The sequence below is a fragment of the Pseudomonas sp. Seg1 genome, assembly GCF_018326005.1.
Taxonomy (GTDB): domain Bacteria; phylum Pseudomonadota; class Gammaproteobacteria; order Pseudomonadales; family Pseudomonadaceae; genus Aquipseudomonas.
On record NZ_AP021903.1, the window covers coordinates 6,448,036 to 6,465,534 of the forward strand.

Annotated in this window: 21 protein-coding genes and 1 pseudogene; 6 read left to right on the forward strand and 16 right to left on the reverse strand. The window is 57.6% G+C overall.

Translation table 11 applies throughout. The features are described 5' to 3' along the window. Positions 1-9 precede the first annotated feature (9 nt). From KI231_RS29125 to tssA, 12 genes are all read right to left on the reverse strand, one after another. Complete coding sequence (locus tag KI231_RS29125; protein WP_103302665.1) at positions 10-435, reverse strand: hypothetical protein; 426 nt, start codon at positions 433-435, stop codon at positions 10-12. Further along, complete coding sequence (locus KI231_RS29130; protein ID WP_213026999.1) at positions 428-874, reverse strand: hypothetical protein; 447 nt, start codon at positions 872-874, stop codon at positions 428-430. The genes KI231_RS29125 and KI231_RS29130 overlap by 8 nt, the downstream gene beginning before the upstream one ends. Further along, entirely contained in the window at positions 871-1,092 is a 222-nt protein-coding gene (locus KI231_RS29135) for a hypothetical protein (RefSeq protein WP_213027000.1), read from the reverse strand. Before KI231_RS29135 ends, KI231_RS29130 begins: the two co-directional genes overlap by 4 nt. After that, on the reverse strand, positions 1,089-1,403 hold the full coding sequence (locus tag KI231_RS29140) for a hypothetical protein (protein ID WP_213027001.1): 315 nt from the start codon (positions 1,401-1,403) through the stop codon (positions 1,089-1,091). The genes KI231_RS29135 and KI231_RS29140 overlap by 4 nt, the downstream gene beginning before the upstream one ends. Positions 1,404-1,480: 77 nt before the next feature. Then, positions 1,481-1,864, reverse strand: a complete 384-nt coding sequence (locus KI231_RS29145; RefSeq protein WP_146041222.1) for a hypothetical protein — start codon at positions 1,862-1,864, stop codon at positions 1,481-1,483. Then, entirely contained in the window at positions 1,864-2,214 is a 351-nt protein-coding gene (locus KI231_RS29150; RefSeq protein ID WP_177431362.1) for a hypothetical protein, read from the reverse strand. Before KI231_RS29150 ends, KI231_RS29145 begins: the two co-directional genes overlap by 1 nt. Then, on the reverse strand, positions 2,205-2,987 hold the full coding sequence (locus tag KI231_RS30130; protein WP_249412083.1) for a hypothetical protein: 783 nt from the start codon (positions 2,985-2,987) through the stop codon (positions 2,205-2,207). Before KI231_RS30130 ends, KI231_RS29150 begins: the two co-directional genes overlap by 10 nt. A 159-nt stretch (positions 2,988-3,146) precedes the next feature. Beyond that, complete coding sequence (locus tag KI231_RS29160) at positions 3,147-3,554, reverse strand: hypothetical protein (RefSeq protein ID WP_249412084.1); 408 nt, start codon at positions 3,552-3,554, stop codon at positions 3,147-3,149. A 40-nt stretch (positions 3,555-3,594) separates the two neighbouring features. Next, a complete protein-coding gene (gene tssE / locus KI231_RS29165) occupies positions 3,595-4,002 on the reverse strand; it encodes a type VI secretion system baseplate subunit TssE (RefSeq protein WP_103302675.1) in 408 nt (135 codons plus the stop codon). A 9-nt stretch (positions 4,003-4,011) separates the two neighbouring features. Beyond that, positions 4,012-5,487 (reverse strand): type VI secretion system contractile sheath large subunit, encoded by a 1,476-nt coding sequence (tssC, locus tag KI231_RS29170; RefSeq protein ID WP_103302677.1) that lies wholly within the window; start codon positions 5,485-5,487, stop codon positions 4,012-4,014. Between the two features lie 25 nt (positions 5,488-5,512). Beyond that, complete coding sequence (gene tssB / locus KI231_RS29175) at positions 5,513-6,016, reverse strand: type VI secretion system contractile sheath small subunit (RefSeq protein ID WP_003229587.1); 504 nt, start codon at positions 6,014-6,016, stop codon at positions 5,513-5,515. Between the two features lie 32 nt (positions 6,017-6,048). Continuing rightward, positions 6,049-7,611, reverse strand: coding sequence for a type VI secretion system protein TssA (gene tssA / locus KI231_RS29180; RefSeq protein ID WP_213027002.1), 1,563 nt, complete (start codon positions 7,609-7,611; stop codon positions 6,049-6,051). A gap of 717 nt (positions 7,612-8,328) precedes the next feature. On the opposite strand from tssA, the pseudogene tssI reads away from it, so the two are divergent. The 4 genes and pseudogenes from tssI (at position 8,329) to KI231_RS29200 (ending at position 13,429) form a co-directional block, all read left to right on the forward strand. Next, positions 8,329-11,676 (forward strand): annotated as a pseudogene (gene tssI, locus KI231_RS30460) (type VI secretion system tip protein TssI/VgrG). Continuing rightward, positions 11,669-12,340 carry a DUF2931 family protein gene (locus KI231_RS29190; protein ID WP_213027003.1) on the forward strand — a complete coding sequence of 224 codons (672 nt, stop codon included), beginning with the start codon at positions 11,669-11,671 and terminating at the stop codon, positions 12,338-12,340. The pseudogene tssI and the gene KI231_RS29190 overlap by 8 nt, the downstream one beginning before the upstream one ends. A 13-nt stretch (positions 12,341-12,353) precedes the next feature. Then, positions 12,354-12,623 (forward strand): hypothetical protein, encoded by a 270-nt coding sequence (locus KI231_RS29195; RefSeq protein WP_213027004.1) that lies wholly within the window; start codon positions 12,354-12,356, stop codon positions 12,621-12,623. Between the two features lie 134 nt (positions 12,624-12,757). Further along, positions 12,758-13,429 carry a hypothetical protein gene (locus KI231_RS29200; RefSeq protein ID WP_213028860.1) on the forward strand — a complete coding sequence of 224 codons (672 nt, stop codon included), beginning with the start codon at positions 12,758-12,760 and terminating at the stop codon, positions 13,427-13,429. 95 nt (positions 13,430-13,524) lie between these two features. Here the strand turns inward: KI231_RS29200 and KI231_RS29205 are convergent, their stop codons facing one another. The 3 genes from KI231_RS29205 to KI231_RS29215 all read right to left on the reverse strand — a co-directional run bounded on the left by KI231_RS29205 (position 13,525) and on the right by KI231_RS29215 (position 15,327). Further along, positions 13,525-13,800 carry an HU family DNA-binding protein gene (locus tag KI231_RS29205; protein WP_003213368.1) on the reverse strand — a complete coding sequence of 92 codons (276 nt, stop codon included), beginning with the start codon at positions 13,798-13,800 and terminating at the stop codon, positions 13,525-13,527. 190 nt (positions 13,801-13,990) lie between these two features. Continuing rightward, positions 13,991-15,139 (reverse strand): NAD(P)/FAD-dependent oxidoreductase, encoded by a 1,149-nt coding sequence (locus KI231_RS29210; protein WP_213027005.1) that lies wholly within the window; start codon positions 15,137-15,139, stop codon positions 13,991-13,993. 20 nt (positions 15,140-15,159) lie between these two features. Then, the gene (locus KI231_RS29215) at positions 15,160-15,327 is read right to left on the reverse strand and encodes a rubredoxin (protein WP_007954349.1); all 168 of its coding nucleotides are present in this window, start codon (positions 15,325-15,327) and stop codon (positions 15,160-15,162) included. 202 nt (positions 15,328-15,529) lie between these two features. Here KI231_RS29215 and KI231_RS29220 point away from each other — a divergent pair, with 202 nt between their 5' ends. Continuing rightward, on the forward strand, positions 15,530-16,090 hold the full coding sequence (locus KI231_RS29220) for a chorismate--pyruvate lyase family protein (RefSeq protein ID WP_213027006.1): 561 nt from the start codon (positions 15,530-15,532) through the stop codon (positions 16,088-16,090). Then, positions 16,090-16,980, forward strand: coding sequence for a 4-hydroxybenzoate octaprenyltransferase (gene ubiA, locus KI231_RS29225; RefSeq protein WP_103302687.1), 891 nt, complete (start codon positions 16,090-16,092; stop codon positions 16,978-16,980). The genes KI231_RS29220 and ubiA overlap by 1 nt, the downstream gene beginning before the upstream one ends. 112 nt (positions 16,981-17,092) lie before the next feature. Here the strand turns inward: ubiA and KI231_RS29230 are convergent, their stop codons facing one another. Then, positions 17,093-17,479, reverse strand: a complete 387-nt coding sequence (locus tag KI231_RS29230; RefSeq protein ID WP_016985771.1) for a COG4315 family predicted lipoprotein — start codon at positions 17,477-17,479, stop codon at positions 17,093-17,095. Between the last annotated feature and the right edge of the window lie 20 nt (positions 17,480-17,499).

Sequence of the window (17,499 nt, forward strand, 5' to 3'; positions counted from 1 at the left end):
TAGAACTCATCAAAAAAATATCCTGTAGAGCGCAACCGTCACGCCGGCACAGAAGTAACCGGCGATCAGGAGGTAAGGCACCAGCATGATCCAGCTGTAGGCCATGAAAGCGTCATCGAACGGGCCGGCGATCAGGCTGCACAGGCCATAAAGCATCCATGGCACGGCGTAAAACGGGATGAACTTGACTGGCGCCCACCACACCATCCGTAACGCTTGTTGCTCATTACGGCTCTTCGCCGTCCGTGATACCCACAGGGCGAACAACAGCAGCCCGGGCATGCCGAACCACAACAGATATACCCAGTGGGTCTCGGACGATTCGATTGTCGAGGAGTCGCCAATCCACAGGCCATAGGATGAAAACGCCAGCATCAACAGCAATGGCGCCCACAAGGCCGCCATGAAGAAATTCAGTTGCGCGCGACTAAGCATGGTCGGCCCCCGAAGCAGTCACGCTGGCCGCTGCTTGCCCGAGTGCCGGGCTCTTGCCAGCCATGGGTTTGCGCGTGTACCAGCGGTCCAGCCCGGTGCAGAGAAGAATCGCCGCCAAGGTGAAGGTCCCTTGACCGACGCCATACAGCAGCGCCCGCAGCGGGTGATCCGGCAGCATCCACAACAGCACCAGCGTCACCCAGATCGCCCACAACACCAGCTTCACGCGCAGGACCAGAATCATCGCCAGCAGCCAGTTGAACACCAGAAAAAACTCGTAGAGGAATTTGCTGGTCAGGCGAATGTTCACGCCACGCGAGGTCAAACTGCCGTAGGTGGAGATGTACCAGTCGGCCGCGAAGTTGTTGAGCAACGTGTAACCCACACAGAAAACTGTGTGGATCAACAGGCAGCAGATCAGTCGGGCCGGCAGGTTCATGCGACAGGCAACGATGAGTAGTAACCGCCGGCAATTTCGATGGCGACCAACGCCACCAGCACCGAGAACGTCAAGGCGCGATGCAGCCATGACTGACGCAGGCGCTTGCTGATCGCCGTGACAAGTAGCAGAAAACTCAGGATCGCGATGCTGCCGAACAGATCGCTGTCGATCATGAAGATCAGGTACGAGCGCATCTCATCCGATACGTCGATCATGGGCAAAACACTCCTTCCTTGAGAGTCCAGCTGCGCTGCAGTCCATCGCGCTCGCGTTTGATGTCGAGCAAGGCCTGGCGCATTTCATCGGCACTGACCAGGCGCGTGCGTTGCGGCCCTTTCACCGTGAGCGAATAGCGGCAGCTGACCTGCCCATCGACGTCTTCGCCGTAGGACCGGTAACTGGCCACGCTGACTCGCTCGCCCGGCGCAACCACACGCGGTTCCAATGGCGGCAGCCAGTTGGTCGCGTGCTGCGCTTGTACTTCAAGCGGTACACCACAGGTGTTGACCAGGTAAATATCATTCATATAAACCAACTGCGTCGTGCAGCCCGCCAACAACAGGGCGGCCACCGCCGACAGCGATTTCCTGCAGGTGCCAAATTTCACTGAGCGCGCCCTCCCTTGCTGGCGGTGATCGGCACATACGAGTCGATGAAGAGGTATTCACCGTCGGAAGCACTGACACGGTTCATCGTCAACGGCTTGCCATCGTGAGTGGCGAAGCGCACCCAGCCTGCTTTGACGAGACTGCCGCCCTCTGAGCGCACCTCGATGAAGTAGTCCGGCGGCATCGACCGGGTAATTTCGATGAAGTCGCCACCATCCTCAGCACCCCGCCACACCGCGTCGGGGTAACCGGGCAATACCGGCTTTTTCGAGTGACTCCAGCTCAATTTGATCGCGACCATCACGACGGCGATGATGGCCAATGCTCCGATAAGGCTCAGCAGGTGATTGAGCCATTTCCACACACGCGGCCAAGGCATCATGGCGTGCACCATGTGCGCACATCACGCTTGTCGAAGCCTGCGCACTGGTTGTTTTTGGCGATCAGGCGGTAGGCGTTTTCAGGGCTGTAGGCAAAGTGGTAGTAATTCACCCGGTCCTCACCGTAGAGCCAGTACGACGAGGAGCCTTGATTGATTTCGTAAGGTTCGAAGGCCCAGATCGACGACTCTTGCGGGATGAAGTTGCTCCGTTCCATCAGCAACATCATCGCGTTGGAAAAAACCGGCGTCGCGAAGAGCGCCAGCGCCGACAGCAGCGCCGTCAGCCCGTAAAAAAGAGGCTGCCTGGCGAGGACGAGCAACGTGTTCAATGGCGTGATCAGGCGCATTCCGGCACCCACCAGTCTTCATAACCTTGCGTACCGGGATACAGCACTGTCGAGCCGCTGAACTCCGCAGGCCCACCGAAAATTTCAGTGACCCGAAAATTCCATTCGGACGATTCGAGCAGCGCGCCGTCAGCGGTGTAGACGCGGAAAAAGTATTCGCTGGCGAACAATTCGAACACTCGCCCGATCAATCCCAGCCTGTGATAGCCGGGCGCGTAAGTGACGAGATAGCACTCGCCCGAATCGTTCAAGTGTCGGGTGATGGGCTCTGCCGTTACGCCACCGAAAATCTTCAACCCCAGCAAAACGGTACATATGCATACACCGATCAGCGCGGTAATCAGCAGCAGTCGCGATGTCGCTCGACGCGGATGAATCGTCAGCGGTCGCCCGCCCGCCGGCCGGCGCCAGCGGCTGTACACCGAGTTCAGGGCGTTGCTCAGCAGGAGCGCGCCAACCGTCAAACCACCCGTGAGCGCGCAATACGCCAAACCCCGGATGGGATACTGCGGCAGCAGGTAAAACAGGATCGCCAGCATCATGAAAACCACCAGACCGAACTGAATGGCCTGGCGCTGGATGAAGACCAGAATCAGATTAAGAGAAACGAAAAAATAGAAAATCAGGTACATCGCCATGCCGATGGCAACGCCACGCGAGGTCAGCCCGCCGACCAGCTGTTTGTAGGCCGGCACGGCATAGCCATTCAGGACGATATAAATCACGCACGCCAGCGCATGCACGGCCAGACCGATGACTCGACGGCTATTCATGCGCGATCCCGGCCATGGCTTTTTCAGCGCCCTCCGCGAGCGCCACGCAGGCGAGCGTACCCATCACCATGAGGAAGCGCTGTAGCCAGATCATTTCGACACAGTCCGCGCGAACGAATGGGGACGTAATGGGCGAGTCATCTCATCAATTTTCCAGAATCACAACTTGGGATGACGACTGTTCATTTCTTGACCACACGCTGGAACATTCCAGCCCTCGTAACCTGACACTGTCGGGTAGACCGCTCGGGTACCCAGCCAATACGAGCGCTCATCCGTGGTGAACTCGTTCTGCCAGAGCAACCATTCCGACGACTTCAACAACGTGCCGTCTTTGGCGTAAACCCGGAAAAAAGCTTCGCTGGTGAACATCTTCGCAATGCTTCCCGCGACGCCCAGCGCCGAATACTGCGGAATGCAGGAGCGGATGAAACAGGTTCCGGCTTCGTTCCAGTCTGTGGAGTACTCTTGAGCCAGGCGTGCCGCCGTCGTTTTCACGTAACAGGCAGCAGCGATCAGCGCAGCGCCAGCCAAGGCGACAAATAGCAAAGTGCTACGCCCCAACATTGCCAACGTTCCCCGGTGAACGGCGCTCCCTCGCATGGTCCTAATTCACCTTCACTTGCCCGCTGCCATCCAGGCGCGCGGAAAAACTGACCTGACGCTTGAAACCTTCAACTTCCAGCAGGCCTTCGATACTGAAGGACAGGCGAAGCTGATCGTGATCACGCGGCAGGGAAATGACACGCACGTTGCTCAGGCGCGGCTCGTAGGCTTCGATGAAGTTTTCGATGGCCAGACGGGCCTGACTCAGGGAGTCGTGCAGGCTCAGACGCATGTCATTGAGATCGGGCAACCCGTAGTCGGACAGCGTTTGCACGCTGCCCGCCCGGGTGCTGAGCATTTTGGCCAGATGGGCAGCCACCGACGCCATGGCAGAAACCTCAAGGCTCTTGCCATTGCGTAGTTCCGCGTCGCCATTAAGGCGTTCGAAAAGGCTGCCGTATCCGTCCATGAGTCGCTCTTACTCTTTGTCCAGCTTGCCAACCAGCGACAGGGTGAAATCGGCACCCATGTACTTGAAGTGCGGACGCACGTTCAAGCTCACGCGGTACCAGCCCGGCTCGCCTTCAACGTCGCTGACGATGATTTGCGCAGCGCGCAGCGGACGACGGCCACGGACTTCGGCGCTCGGGTTTTCCTGGTCAGCCACGTACTGGCGGATCCACTTGTTGAGTTCCAGCTCGAGGTCGGTACGTTCTTTCCACGAACCGAGTTGCTCGCGCTGCAGCACTTTCAAGTAGTGAGCCAGGCGGTTGACGATCATCATGTACGGCAGTTGGGTACCGAGCTTGTAGTTCAGCTCTGCCGCCTTGCCTTCTGCGCTGATGCCGAAGAACTTCGGCTTCTGCACCGAGCTTGCGGAGAAGAACGCCGCGTTGTCGGAGCCTTTACGCATGGTCAGGGAAATGAAGCCTTCCTCGGCCAGTTCGTATTCACGACGGTCGGAAACCAATACTTCGGTAGGAATCTTGGTTTCGATTTCGCCCATGCTTTCGAAGTGGTGCAGAGGCAGGTCTTCAACCGCGCCACCGCTCTGTGGGCCGATGATGTTCGGGCACCAGCGGAATTTGGCGAAGCTGTCAGTCAGCTTGGTGCCGAATGCGTAAGCGGTGTTGCCCCACAGGTAGTGCTCGTGGCTGTTGGCAACGGTTTCCTTGTACACGAACGATTTGACCGGGTTTTCTTCCGGGTCGTACGGGTTACGCAGCAGGAAACGCGGCACGGTCAGGCCAACGTAGCGGGAGTCTTCCGAGGTACGGAAGCTCTGCCATTTGGCGAATTGCGGGCCTTCGAAGTGGTCTTTCAGATCTTTCAGATCCGGCAGGCCGGTGAAGCTTTCCAGACCGAAGAATTTCGGACCGGCAGCGGCGATGAACGGCGCGTGGGACATGCAGGCTACGCTGGACACGTACTGCATCAGTTTCACGTCCGGCGAGCTTGGGGACATGTAGTAGTTGGCGATGATCGCGCCAACCGGCTGACCACCGAACTGGCCGTATTCAGCGGTGTAGATGTGCTTGTACAGGCCCGACTGCATGACTTCCGGCGAATCTTCGAAATCGTCCAGCAGGTCTTCTTTCGAGACGTTGAGGATTTCGATCTTGATGTTTTCGCGGAAGTTGGTGCGATCGACCAGCAACTGCAGACCACGCCACGACGATTCCAGCGCCTGGAAGTCCGGGTGGTGCAGAATTTCGTCCATCTGACGGCTGAGCTTGGCATCGATCTCGGCGATCATGCGGTCAACCATGGCCTTCTTGACCGGCTCACCGTTGTTCTGCGGCTTGAGCAGTTCTTCGATGAACGCCGACACACCGCGCTTGGCGATGTCGTAGGCTTCGTCGTCCGGAGTCAGACGGGTTTCGGCGATGATGCTGTCGAGAATGCTGTACTCGCCGTTGCCGGCGCTCTTCTCTTGTGCTGCGCTAGTGCTCATTGTGTTGGCTTCCTTGGCTGGAGTCTCAGGCGTCCGGGGCTGCGGCGTTCAGGCCCAGCTCACCGAGTACGCGACCGCGGGATTCGTCGTCGGCGAGCACGCCTTCGATGGCTTTACGGAACGCAGGAGCGTTACCCAGCGGGCCTTTGAGGGCCACCAGCGCATCGCGCAGTTCCATCAGTTTTTTCAGCTCAGGCACTTGCTCGACCAGGCTGGCCGGGTTGAAGTCCTTCATCGAATTGACGCGCAGTTGCACAGCCAGCTCGTCGGCCTCGCCATCTTCCTGCAGACGGTTCGGCACGCTCAGCGTCAGACCCAGTTCTTGCTTGGCCAACACTTCGTCGAAGGTCATCTTGTCGATGCTGATCGGCTTGCGATCTTCGATTTTGCGATCGTCCTTGCGGTGGGTGTAGTCACCGATTGCCAGCAGCTTCAGCGGCAGTTCAATCTCTTCCTGAGCACCGCCGGTGGCGGGTTTGAAGGTGACGTTGATGCGTTCCTTGGGGGCTACCGAGCCTTCTTTGGCCATGGCTTTTCTCCTTGCGGTTGTGGCCCTGGGGCCTATTCGAGTACCACTTCGAGATCGAGGTGGCACAGCCTGCGATAAATCTCTTCCTTGCGTTCACGCACTGCATGGTTCTGCGGCAACAACTCGCAGCAACTGTGCAGCAGGTGCAGCACTTCCAATGCAAGATCGGGCTCCCAGGCGTGCAGGCCTGAGTCCTGTAATGTCTGATCGAGGGTTTCGAGCTGGTTCTTGGCCAGTTCGTACTTCTTGGCCATGAAGCACAGCCGGGCGAGGGCGAACTGCCAGAAGAAGCGTTCGCGGCCGCCATGGGCCGACTGCAAGCCTTGCTTGAGCGTCTGCACGGCTGGCTTCAAGCCTTCCTTGCGCAGCAGCGGGAGGACGTCTTCGAGAGCCTTTTCCCAGGCCGGCTGGGTTTCGACGTTTTCGCTTTCGACCTTGCGCGGCGCACTGGCGCTTTGCAGATGCGGCATGACATTGGCGGCGATCCACGCCCGGGTGACCGGGTCGGCAAAAGGCACGCCGTCATGGAAGCGCAACTCGACGATGCCGGGCAGGCGCTGAACCAAAAGCGCGAAGTGGATTTCCACTTCGCGCATGGCCAACTCGGCGTTGAGGTTCTGGAGACATTCCCAGACCATTCGCTGGCCATCGAACCAGAACGGCGCCTTCGCCAGGCTCGCCTCCAGTTCCACCAGCAAGTCCGCGTACTTACCCTGATCGAAACGATCCTGATATTGCTTGAGCTTGTCGACCGGCAAGCCGCGCAACACGGTGATCTGTTCGGCGTTGCGCTCGGGGACGGCGTCGATGGTCATCCACAGCAGAGTTCGATTCAGGCGCAGGGCACGCAGGTCGGTGGCTTTCTGCTTGAGCCACCAGGCGCACAACGGCCGGGCGCTGTCCTGTTGGGCACGCAGGGCTTTGTGTGCATCTCTTTCGTTGTCGATCGGTGCGCCGGGCGCGAGCAACTGGCTGGCGGCCTGCTTGACCTGCGCCACCGCCGCGCCCACGACGCCGGGGGCCGGCTGATTGTCGGCCGCGCGCTGGATCATGGTTTTCAGACGACGGGAGATCGGCAGCAACAGCGGCGAGTCGTCGCCCAAGTGTTCGGCGCACGCGGCTTCGAGGCCGGACAGGTGCTCGGAGAGCTGCCGGAACATCGGCAACTGCTCTTTGATTGCAATGTTTTCGGTGATCACCTGCTCAAGACGCGGCACCAGCCAGCCAATCGCGGCGGCACGGGTGCGGGGTTTGAGCGGGTGAACGTCGGCCCAGTTGTTTTCCGACAGATGGTGCAGCAAACCGAGACCGGCCAGCAGTCCGGGGAAGGATTCACGCTGGTACAGCGACCAGGTCAGCCAGGCACCGACACGCAGATCCTTGGATTGGGTACGCAGGAGATTTTCGCTGTTTTCGCGAATTTTCAGCCAGTCGATCTGCCCGCTTTCGTGCATCGAAGAGGCTTTGGCCAGCTCGCTTTCCAGCGCCTCGAATTCGCTCGAAAAACGAACGTCTTCGCCCGCGAAATTCTCTTTGGAAACAGAGACTTTTGCGAGTTCGAGGTAATGGGCGGAAAGTTTGCTTGAGTAGGACATCCATGGCCTTTATTTAGGATTACGGTCATGCGCCTATTGGAGTTGCCGCGGCGCTGGACAGTATCGAAGAGCAGTGACGTAACTCATCCAATTGAGTGTGTGCTCTTTCAAGTGGGCGCATCGTAATCACTATGATGGCCACTAGCAAGCATCTGATCAAACAACAAGACGAAGTGTTCATTGGCGTCTGTAAGAGATCACCCTATATTCGACAGGGGAATCCCTGATAGCGATTTATATTGCGCACATTTGTCTTCCTCCCTCACAACCCTTGAGCCAGAGCGGCCCGATCAAGCCTGACCGCATCGCCCCGAACGCGGGTCTCTTTATGCGGCGCCAAGCATGACAACTCTCGAAAAAAATAGAAGTAGGACTCTTCCGAAAATTCTTGCACTTCTATTAACCATTCACCGGCGACAACGCCCAACAAAAAAAGTGCCATCAATTTGATGGCATTTCATTTTTCTGAAAGTTTCACCGAACCGGCAATACTGCACATCAGTGCCAACTCAATAATTATCGAAGTGCCCTCCTACAGTCTTCTCCTTCAAATTTATCCCGCACTTTCACACCCGGAATGCTCTGACAAATGTCAGAGATACTTCTTACATCAATTTATTTCCCGCGTTGCTAGCGTGCCTTGGCAAATTCTATTCGCGTGGCGATCAAGGATGATCGGACACCGCGCATCGACTCACTTTGCTTAAGGACAAGCGTATGTTCAGCACGGGCAGTTGCGCGCCTTTTATCCTGCAAATTCCCGGAGTTCGCCACGACTTTGAAGTGCTCGCGTTCGATGGCGAGGAAGCCATCAGTTGCCGATACGCCATCCGGGTCGAACTGGTCAGCGAACGTGCTGATATCGATCTGGAAGGCCTGCTCAGTCAGCCGGCGTTTCTGCAATTCGGGTTCAACAAAGAAGGCATCCACGGGCGCATTGAAGATGTGAAGGTGAGTGAATTCGGGAGACGCTTGACCCGCTATGAGCTGACGCTGGTGCCGGCGTTGCATTATTTGCAGTTCAGTCAGGATCAGCGGATTTTCCAGAATCTGACTGTGCCGCAGATCATTGCTCAGGTTCTCCAACCCCACGGCATATTGGCCGATGCGTATATTTTTCACGTCTCCACCAGCCCGAAGCGTGAATACTGCACGCAGTATGGCGAAAGTGATTTCGCGTTTATCCAGCGTCTTTGTGCCGAGGATGGAATTGCCTAGCACCACCAACACTCGTCAGACGGCCATTCGCTGGTCTTCACCGATGACCAGGTGTTCCTGCCAAAACTGGGTGCTACCGCGTATCAGCAAGACACGGGGATGGTCGCGGAGCATACGGTCATCAGCCGTTTCAGCGTCCGCAACAGCACCCGAACCAGCACGGCGATTCGCCGCGGCTATGACCTCAAACGCCCAAATCTTCTGCTGCAAAGCCGATTCACCGCTGAGTTCATCCCGGCGTTGGAGGACTACCGCTACCCGTCGCTGCTGGAAAACGAAAAGCACGGTAAACAGCTTGCCCGACAGGCACTGGAGCGACACCGCACCGACTATGAATTGGCCGAGGGTAAAAGCGACCAGCCGACGCTACGCTGCGGCCATTTGTTCCAACTTGCCGAGCATCCCCGCAAGCAGTGCAATGTCCTGTGGCTGCTGGCCAGTGTGATGCACACCGGCAGGCAACCCCAAGTGCTGGAAGAATCAACCACCAGCGACTTCAAACCCGATGACGACTTCATCCAGGGTTATCGCAATAGTTTCTGCGCCATTCCCGCCGAGGTAGTTTTCCGCCCGCCTCTGCCCCCGCGTCGTCCACCACTGGTTGCCCAGACCGCGCGCATCACCGGGCCTGAGGGCGAGGACATCTACTGTGATGAGTTCGGTCGGGTGAAGATCGAACTTCCGTGGGATCGCGCCGAATTCAACAGTGAGCGCAGCAGTTGCTGGGTGAGGGTTTCCTCAAGCTGGGCCGGCGATCACTTCGGTGCGGTGACAATTCCGCGCATTGGCATGGAAGTCGTGGTGACCTTTCTGGAAGGTGATCCAGACAAACCGCTGATCACCGGTTGCGTAACCAACAAAGCCAACTTGCCGCCCTACACGTTGCCCGACCACAAAACCAGAACAGTGCTACGCAGCCATAGCTCGCCCGACACCGGCGGCTATAACGAACTGTCGATCGAGGATCGCGCCGGGCAGGAACTGATCTACCTGCGCGCGCAACGCGACATGGCGCAGAAAATCGGCAACAGCCTTCAACTGGAAGTGGGCAATGAACGTCGCGAAACCATCAATGGCAGCAGTTACACCCAGACTGGAAAGTCTTTCGATATCGAGGCCGGTCAGCAAGTGCATCTGAAGGCCGGCGCCAGTGTGGCGCTGGATGCCGGCGCCAGCATCACGCTGAAAGCCGGCGGCCATCACCTCGTGATCGATGCTGGCGGCATTTTCAGTAGCAAGGAAATCGAAACGGGCCGCAAGCCACACGACAGTGAGGCGCGCAATCTGCTGCTACCAGGCCTGGATCAAGCGTTTCCCGTTGCGCCAGCGGTCAACGCACGTGCAGAGGAAGAACTTGAGGAAGAGGAGGAAGAAGTCGACCTGGAGGATGAGACACCTGGGGGAATAACTTTGCGTATCGGCGTGTTTTTCGATGGCACTGGGAATAACAAGGCCAACAGCGAGACAGTCGCCGCGTGCTACGCCGCAGATGCCAATCTTGCGGAAGCGGCTGCAGAGATCCAGCAGCACTGCGCCACCTACGGTTACGACGGAAACGGGAGTTCGCCGGACAACAGTTATGGAAATGATGTGAGCAATATTGTGCGGCTGTATGAGCTGTATACGGATCATTCCTTCGAAACACTGCCGGAGAAAACGAGAAATGCCTCTTTGCGCGTGTACATCGAAGGTATTGGCACAACAGCTGACGCAGGTGACTCACTTTACGCACAAGCGACAGGCCGAGGTGAGACTGGCGTATCAGCTCGTGTGGAGCAGAGCCCTGAAAAAATTATCGGTCAAGTGCGCTCACTGATCGATAAGAATCCCAATCTACTTATAGAAAAGATCGAGTTCGATATTTTCGGCTTCAGTCGTGGTGCCGCCGCGGCTCGACACTTTGCAAATGAGGTTCTCAAAGGCGAGCGCAGTATTCTCGCAGATGCGTTTCCAGCAGGTTCTCCGGCACTCTCCAGCACCTTTGACTGGCGCCCGCAATCGAGCATCAGTATCAATTTCATTGGTCTGTTTGACACCGTTGCAGCAATCGCCAACCCATGGCTGTTCGATTTTACCGGCGCTAACAGCAGAAACTCCGGACTCGATCTAAAGCTGCCTGATGGTTGCGCCAACAAAGTAGTCCATCTGGTTGCGCGCGATGAATATCGCGAGAACTTTGCACTCAACAGCCTGGGCGACATCGATCTGTTTTTGCCCGGCGCTCAATCGGATCTGGGCGGCGGCTACTTGCCCAGAGCCAAGGAAAAACTTCTGCTGAGCAACCCGATCACCAGCACTATCAGCCGAGACAAGGACGCGACCCGCAGTGCAGCCTATGTTGCTGCCGAGAAAGAAGCATTTGCCTAGTATGCAAAAGGCGTCATCGAAGAGGACATCCCGGGCAGTCAATTGCGCGTGGCATTTTGGGAAAGAGCCGTGACTCAATCAGCACAAAAGGGCAGATTCAGTCCGGATCCCCAAAAGCGGGTTTACGGGGCGGCCAGCATTGAGCGGCCAGTACATGGCGAGCTGTCACTGGTGTATCTGCGCATCATGCGTGAGCTTGCGGTCAGAGCAAATGTGCCGTTCAAGGTCATCCCAGATACGCCGAATCTGAAACTGCCCGAAGAGTTGGTCCCCATTCACAGGAAGCTCCAGTCCTACGCCTTGGGCGAGTCTCCCGTCGAAGGCCTGACTATCAAAGAAAGGGCATTGTTACGTAGCCGCTATATACATCTCTCTGCTCACTGGAATGCGGCCAAGGGCTTGAACAGCAGCGACTTGAATATTGTTTTCATCAACCGACCAACCAAGAACAACCAACGAGTGGTGCACCCCCATGAATGACTTCACTCGACCTATCAGGAAAACAATGTACTTCCTTCTAGGCATATTATTGGCCGGCTGCGGACTAGACGTCTCCCAAGCTGCGGACAAGCGTCCATGGTTCCTTGGCTTTGGAGCACCGGACTACATGGAAATCTGGATTGAAACCGCCGATGTGGTGGATATTCGAGAGCGAGTATTCCGACGTGCCGGAGCCGGTATTGCTTCGGTAAGAGCTCCCGCTGATAACAAAGGCACGCCCGCAGGGTGGCCAGAAAACCCCGGAAGTGGCGCAGGGCGGGATATCACCGGCGCCGACCTGCCCCGCTTGATCTATGTACGATGGCAATCCCTGGCCGAACCTCAAACCTATGAGGCTTACATCACCATTTCCGAATCGGCTCGGGAAATCATGCGTAAGCCGGAAAAAGCTTTCTGCAGGGCTGATGGCAAATGGATCACGGACTACCGCGATGACATCGGTATTGGCTTGGCCCCCGGCGGTATTGCAAAGGTCTGGCTAGGGGGCGCTTGCCTCAAGTCTGTCGAGATTACTCGGGTCGAAGGGAGTGCAATGAAGGAAGGCCCGTATCAAGGAAAAAACGAGGGGCGGTACGCACTGTCTCTATCACCTGAATCTAAAGCCTACATCGAAAAATTCGGCATTCCCTTCGGGAGCTGGTAAGGAGCATTACCTCATGGAATTGAAACCGCTGTTGTTCGCAGCGCTGATGTGGCTTCCCGTTACCCACGCATCCGCAGACAACCCGCCACTGGACGGCCATTACTACCTGACGGGCGCAATGGAAATGGGCGCCGAGTTGCTGTTGCGTAAGGACGGCACCTTTTCTGCTGGTATCGCCTACGGATCGGCTGGCGGTGTCGCCAAGGGAAACTGGTATGTCGAGGAAAACACTCTCATGCTGGAGCAAGAGCCTGCTGCCCAACCAGCAAAGAAGCTTTCCTAAATCTTTCACGCGAGAGAACGCTGATCGAACTAAAGGAATATGCCGAAAAAGAAAAAAATGAGTTGGCTAAAGAGAGCTACGTTTTAGAGCTACGGTACGATCACCAACCTCCGCCGCCGCCCCTGAAGCCCGTGATGGTCAGTCTCGAGTTCAATACAGGCCCACCGGGTCAATTGCTCTTGAACTCGAATCAACAAACAGACCTCTGGTTTCCTTACGATTACCAGAGAACGCTGAAAAAAATTGGCTTTGGCACAGATCATAATCGTGGAACCTATCAATGGTTCGATGTCGCGGGGGATAGCCGAGCCTTCAACATTGGCTGGAAGAAACGAAAAAACCAGCCCTTAACGTTCGAACAACCAATCGAATTTGATCTGGCGACCACCAGCCGTTATTTGGCTCCAGTAGAGCGAGAACGAGTTGACCATAACTATTGGTTGACGTTTTATCACTTCGATCCGGTCTCACCACCCGCGATCCATCCAGTGGAAGTTCATTGGCAACTCGAAGACGGTTCGACGTTGAAGGAGGTTTGGACAGACTCGCAGCGAAACACGCTGACACTGCCGTTCTCCCCAAATAAAGCATTGGCAAAAATCGGCTTACATACACAAAATTCTCCTGATGAAATCGAGTGGTTCACCGTCATGCCGGGAACTCGATGGGCGACGCTGGACTGGCAAGCCTATCCTGACCCTGCCAACGGCGATCTTTCTGTGTTGTTCAAAGATCTGCAACTGGCGATCAAGCCAAACTGCCTGGCCGTAGACTTTGGCAACGGCAAAGCCTGCTTCCGCAAATAACCTGACATACATCCACAAAAAATGGGCACTCGACCGCAATCGACGTGCCCATTTCTTCTTACGGTGCTCCCCTTTACTCAGGGAGTTCGCCGCAATTAAGGATTAACGCTGTCTTTCAACGATTTGCCTGGCTTGAACGCAACGGTGTTGCTGGCCTTGATTTTCACCGGTTCACCGGTTTGCGGGTTTTTGCCGGTGCGGGCGCCGCGGTGGCGTTGCAGGAAGGTGCCGAAGCCTACTAGCGTCACGCTGTCCTTGCGGTGCAGAGCGCCGGTAATTTCTTCGAGGACGGCGTTGAGTACGCGGTTGGCCTGTTCTTTGGTCAGATCTGCTTTTTCAGCGATTGCAGCGGCGAGTTCTGGTTTACGCATTAGTGAAGCCCCTTTGACGGTTTTTTGTTGTTATGTCCGTGCTGTTCTCGTTGGAACAGCGCCCAAGGCGCCGCAGGCTCTACTCTGCGGCAGACGGGAGTGAGAATGGCACGCGGATACCGGCGGCGCCAGTCTCCCCGCGACCTTTGTGGGGGCAAAAGCGGGGTGATTCCGACAGAACGACCAGTATTTACGCCAGCAGGGGCGGAAGCTGTTTGTTCAGTGCGAGTTTTTCCATCACCGCCGCGCCAGTCAGCGCATAACCGAGCAACTGACCGTCGGCGCTGTGGCACAGGGCCTTGATGTCGGCGCCCTGCCCTTCAACGGTCCAGACGCCTTCGCTGCCGCGTGGTGGCGGCGAAACCACCAGTGGGCACACCGGGGTTTTCACGGTGATCGGCATTGGGCCGTAGCTCACCGCCGTCGGGTTTCCGGTGAGGGTTTGTGCAAGCGCTCGCGCACAGCTCATGAGGGGCATGACGTACAAAAGATTCAGCCCGTCGACCTCGGCGCAATCGCCCAAGGCATAGATATTGGCGTGGGAAGTCTTCAGGTGCCGATCGACCACGACACCGCGATTGACCTGCACGCCGGCAGCCGCCGCCAGATCGATGCGTGGGCGCAGGCCGATCGCCGAGACCACCACGTCGCACGGGATGACCTGGCCGTCGGACAGGTGCGCTTCCAGACCATCGGCGACTTTCTGCAGACGGGTCAGTACCGGGCCGAGGTGAAATTTGGCGCCCAGGCTTTCCAGCCCGGCCTGCACCGCTGCCGCCGCAGCAGGATGCAGCAACATCGGCATGACCTGCTCGCACGGTGCAACCAGTTGCACCTCGTAGCCGCCGAGGATCAGGTCGTTGGCGAATTCGCAGCCGATAAGGCCGGCACCGAGCAACAGCACCCGACGCTTGCCGGCCGCCGCTGCGCGGAAACGTGCGTAGTCTTCGAGATCATTGATCGGGAACACCAGATCCGCGCCATCGCCTTCAATCGGCACGCGCACGGTTTCCGCGCCCCAGGCGAGGATCAGGTCGCGGTAGTACACCGCTTCTTCGCCGATCCACAGCCGCTTGTGGCCGGCGTCGATGCCGCTGATGCGCGTGTGGGTGCGCACTTCGGCTTTCAATTGCTCGGCCATGGCGCCCGGTTCGGCCATGCTCAGGCCATCGGCGTCCTTGTTCTTGCCGAAACCGGTGGAGAGCATCGGCTTGGAGTAAGAGCGGCCGTCATCGGCGGTAATCAGCAGCAACGGGGTTTCGCTATCGAGTTTGCGAAACTCCCGGGCCAGGTTGTAGCCCGCAAGCCCGGTGCCGACGATTACGACAGGTGCGTTCATGCCTTACTCCTTGGTTTTTCTCAGTTGATTTCGATCATTTCGAAGTCCATCTTGCCGACGCCGCAGTCCGGGCACAGCCAGTCTTCCGGCACGTCCTGCCACAGGGTGCCCGGTGCGATGCCGTCATCCGGCCAGCCATCGGCTTCGTTGTAGATCAGGCCGCAGACCACACATTGCCACTTCTTCATTCAGGTACTTCCTCAGGGTTCAGGCTGTTTTGCCGGCGCGGACGGTCGATGGGTGCTGCGCTGCCGTCCGGCTCAGCGCGTTTTGTACTGATCGAGCCGGGCAGATGCAAGCCTGTTCGGCGCAACGGCGACCCGGATCAATCAATATCGCCGCCCGCCATGGTAAGCTCGCCGCCTCATTTGCGGCCAATAATGACTCATTGTGCAACAGACTAATCCTTGCCCGGCCCCGCTCTGGCTGACTCAAAGCCAACTGTCCCCGCTCCCCGATTCGTCGACCCTCGACTGGCTGTTCGACGAAGGTTCGCTGACCCGCCGATTGACCCGTCTGTCCAACGATGGCTTCAGCGTCACGCCATTGTTCGAAGGCTGGGACACCTTGCGCGCGGACGAATGTGCCGCACTGGACCTGGCCGAAGGCAGCGAAGGCTGGGTGCGCGAGGTGTATTTGCGTGGCCATGGCGAGGCCTGGGTGTTTGCCCGCAGCGTGGCCTCGCGCGCAGCCCTGCAGGGTGACGGCTTGCACATGGACGAATTGGGCAGCCGCTCGTTGGGCGAATTGCTGTTTTGCGATCACGCCTTTCAGCGCCGCGCCATCGAAGTCTGCCACTACCCGGAACATTGGCTGCCGCCAGTCTCCCGCGCCCCTGAATTGTGGGGTCGGCGCTCGCGTTTCGATCGTGGCGCGCTGAGCGTGCTGGTTGCCGAAATCTTCCTGCCGAGCCTGTGGAGCGCCGTCCGCGTCCATCCGGAGAACTGCTGATGTATCAGAGCCTGCTCAAGTCCCTGAATCGCTTGAACCCGCGTGCCTGGGATTTCATTCAGTTGACGCGCATGGACAAGCCGATCGGCATTTACCTGCTGTTGTGGCCGACGCTGTGGGCCTTGTGGATAGCTGGCAAAGGCTCACCGTCGCTGGCCAACGTGGTGATTTTCGTCCTCGGCGTGGTGCTGACCCGCGCCGGTGGTTGCGTGATCAATGACTGGGCTGATCGCAAGGTCGACGGCCACGTCAAACGCACCGCGCAGCGACCACTGGCCAGCGGCAAGATCAGCTCGAAAGAAGCCCTGGTGTTCTTCGCGCTGCTGATGGGCGTGAGTTTCCTGCTGGTGTTGTGCACCAATGCGCCGACCATCTGGCTGTCGCTGGGTGGGCTGGCATTGGCCTTCACTTATCCGTTCATGAAGCGCTACACCTATTATCCGCAGGTGGTGCTGGGCGCGGCGTTTTCATGGGGCATGCCGATGGCGTTCACTGCCGAGACGGGCGAGTTGCCGGCGGCGGCGTGGCTGCTGTGGATCGCCAATCTGCTGTGGACGGTGGGTTACGACACCTATTACGCGATGACGGACCGCGATGACGATTTGAAGATTGGCGTGAAGTCGACGGCGATTCTGTTCGGCGAGGCGGACCGGGTAATCATCCTGAGCTTGCAGGCGTTGTCGCTGGGCTGCCTGCTGCTGGCGGGGTCGAAATTTGAGCTGGGCGTCTGGTTCCATCTCGGCTTGCTGGTGGCTGCCGGGTGTTATGCGTGGGAGTTCTGGTACACCCGCAGCAAGGACCGGATGCGCTGCTTCCAGGCGTTTTTGCACAACCATTGGGCCGGGCTGGCGATTTTTGTCGGGATCGTGCTGGATTACGCGTTGCGCTAGGCGCAAATCAATGTAGGAGTGAGCCTGCTCGCGATAGCGGTGTATCAGCTAACGAAAATGCGACTGATAAACCGCTATCGCGAGCAGGCTCACTCCCACAGGGAGATTGCGGTTATTTTTGTGATTCGTGAACGACGTGCCACACGTCTTTCATGCCATCGCCCTTCATTTCTCCAGGCTTCTCATCCTTCATGAAGGTGTACAGCGGCTTGCCATCGTAGGCGTACTGCATCATGCCGTCATCGCGCTTGATGACCGTCCATTTGCCTTCTGCCTTGGCACCCGCCGGCGCCATCATCGGTGGCCAGTTCTTGGCGCAATCACCATTGCACATCGACTTGCCGCCAGCGTCCTTGTCGAACGTATAAACGGTCATGCCTTTGTGATCAACCATCATGCCGTCCTTCATCATGGCCGGCTCGGCAGCCAGCGCAAATCCAGGCAGAGTCAGGGCAGCAGCCATCAACAGGGCTTTGAAAGAAACAGTCATTTGAGTCATGGAAACCTTCTTTTGTGGTT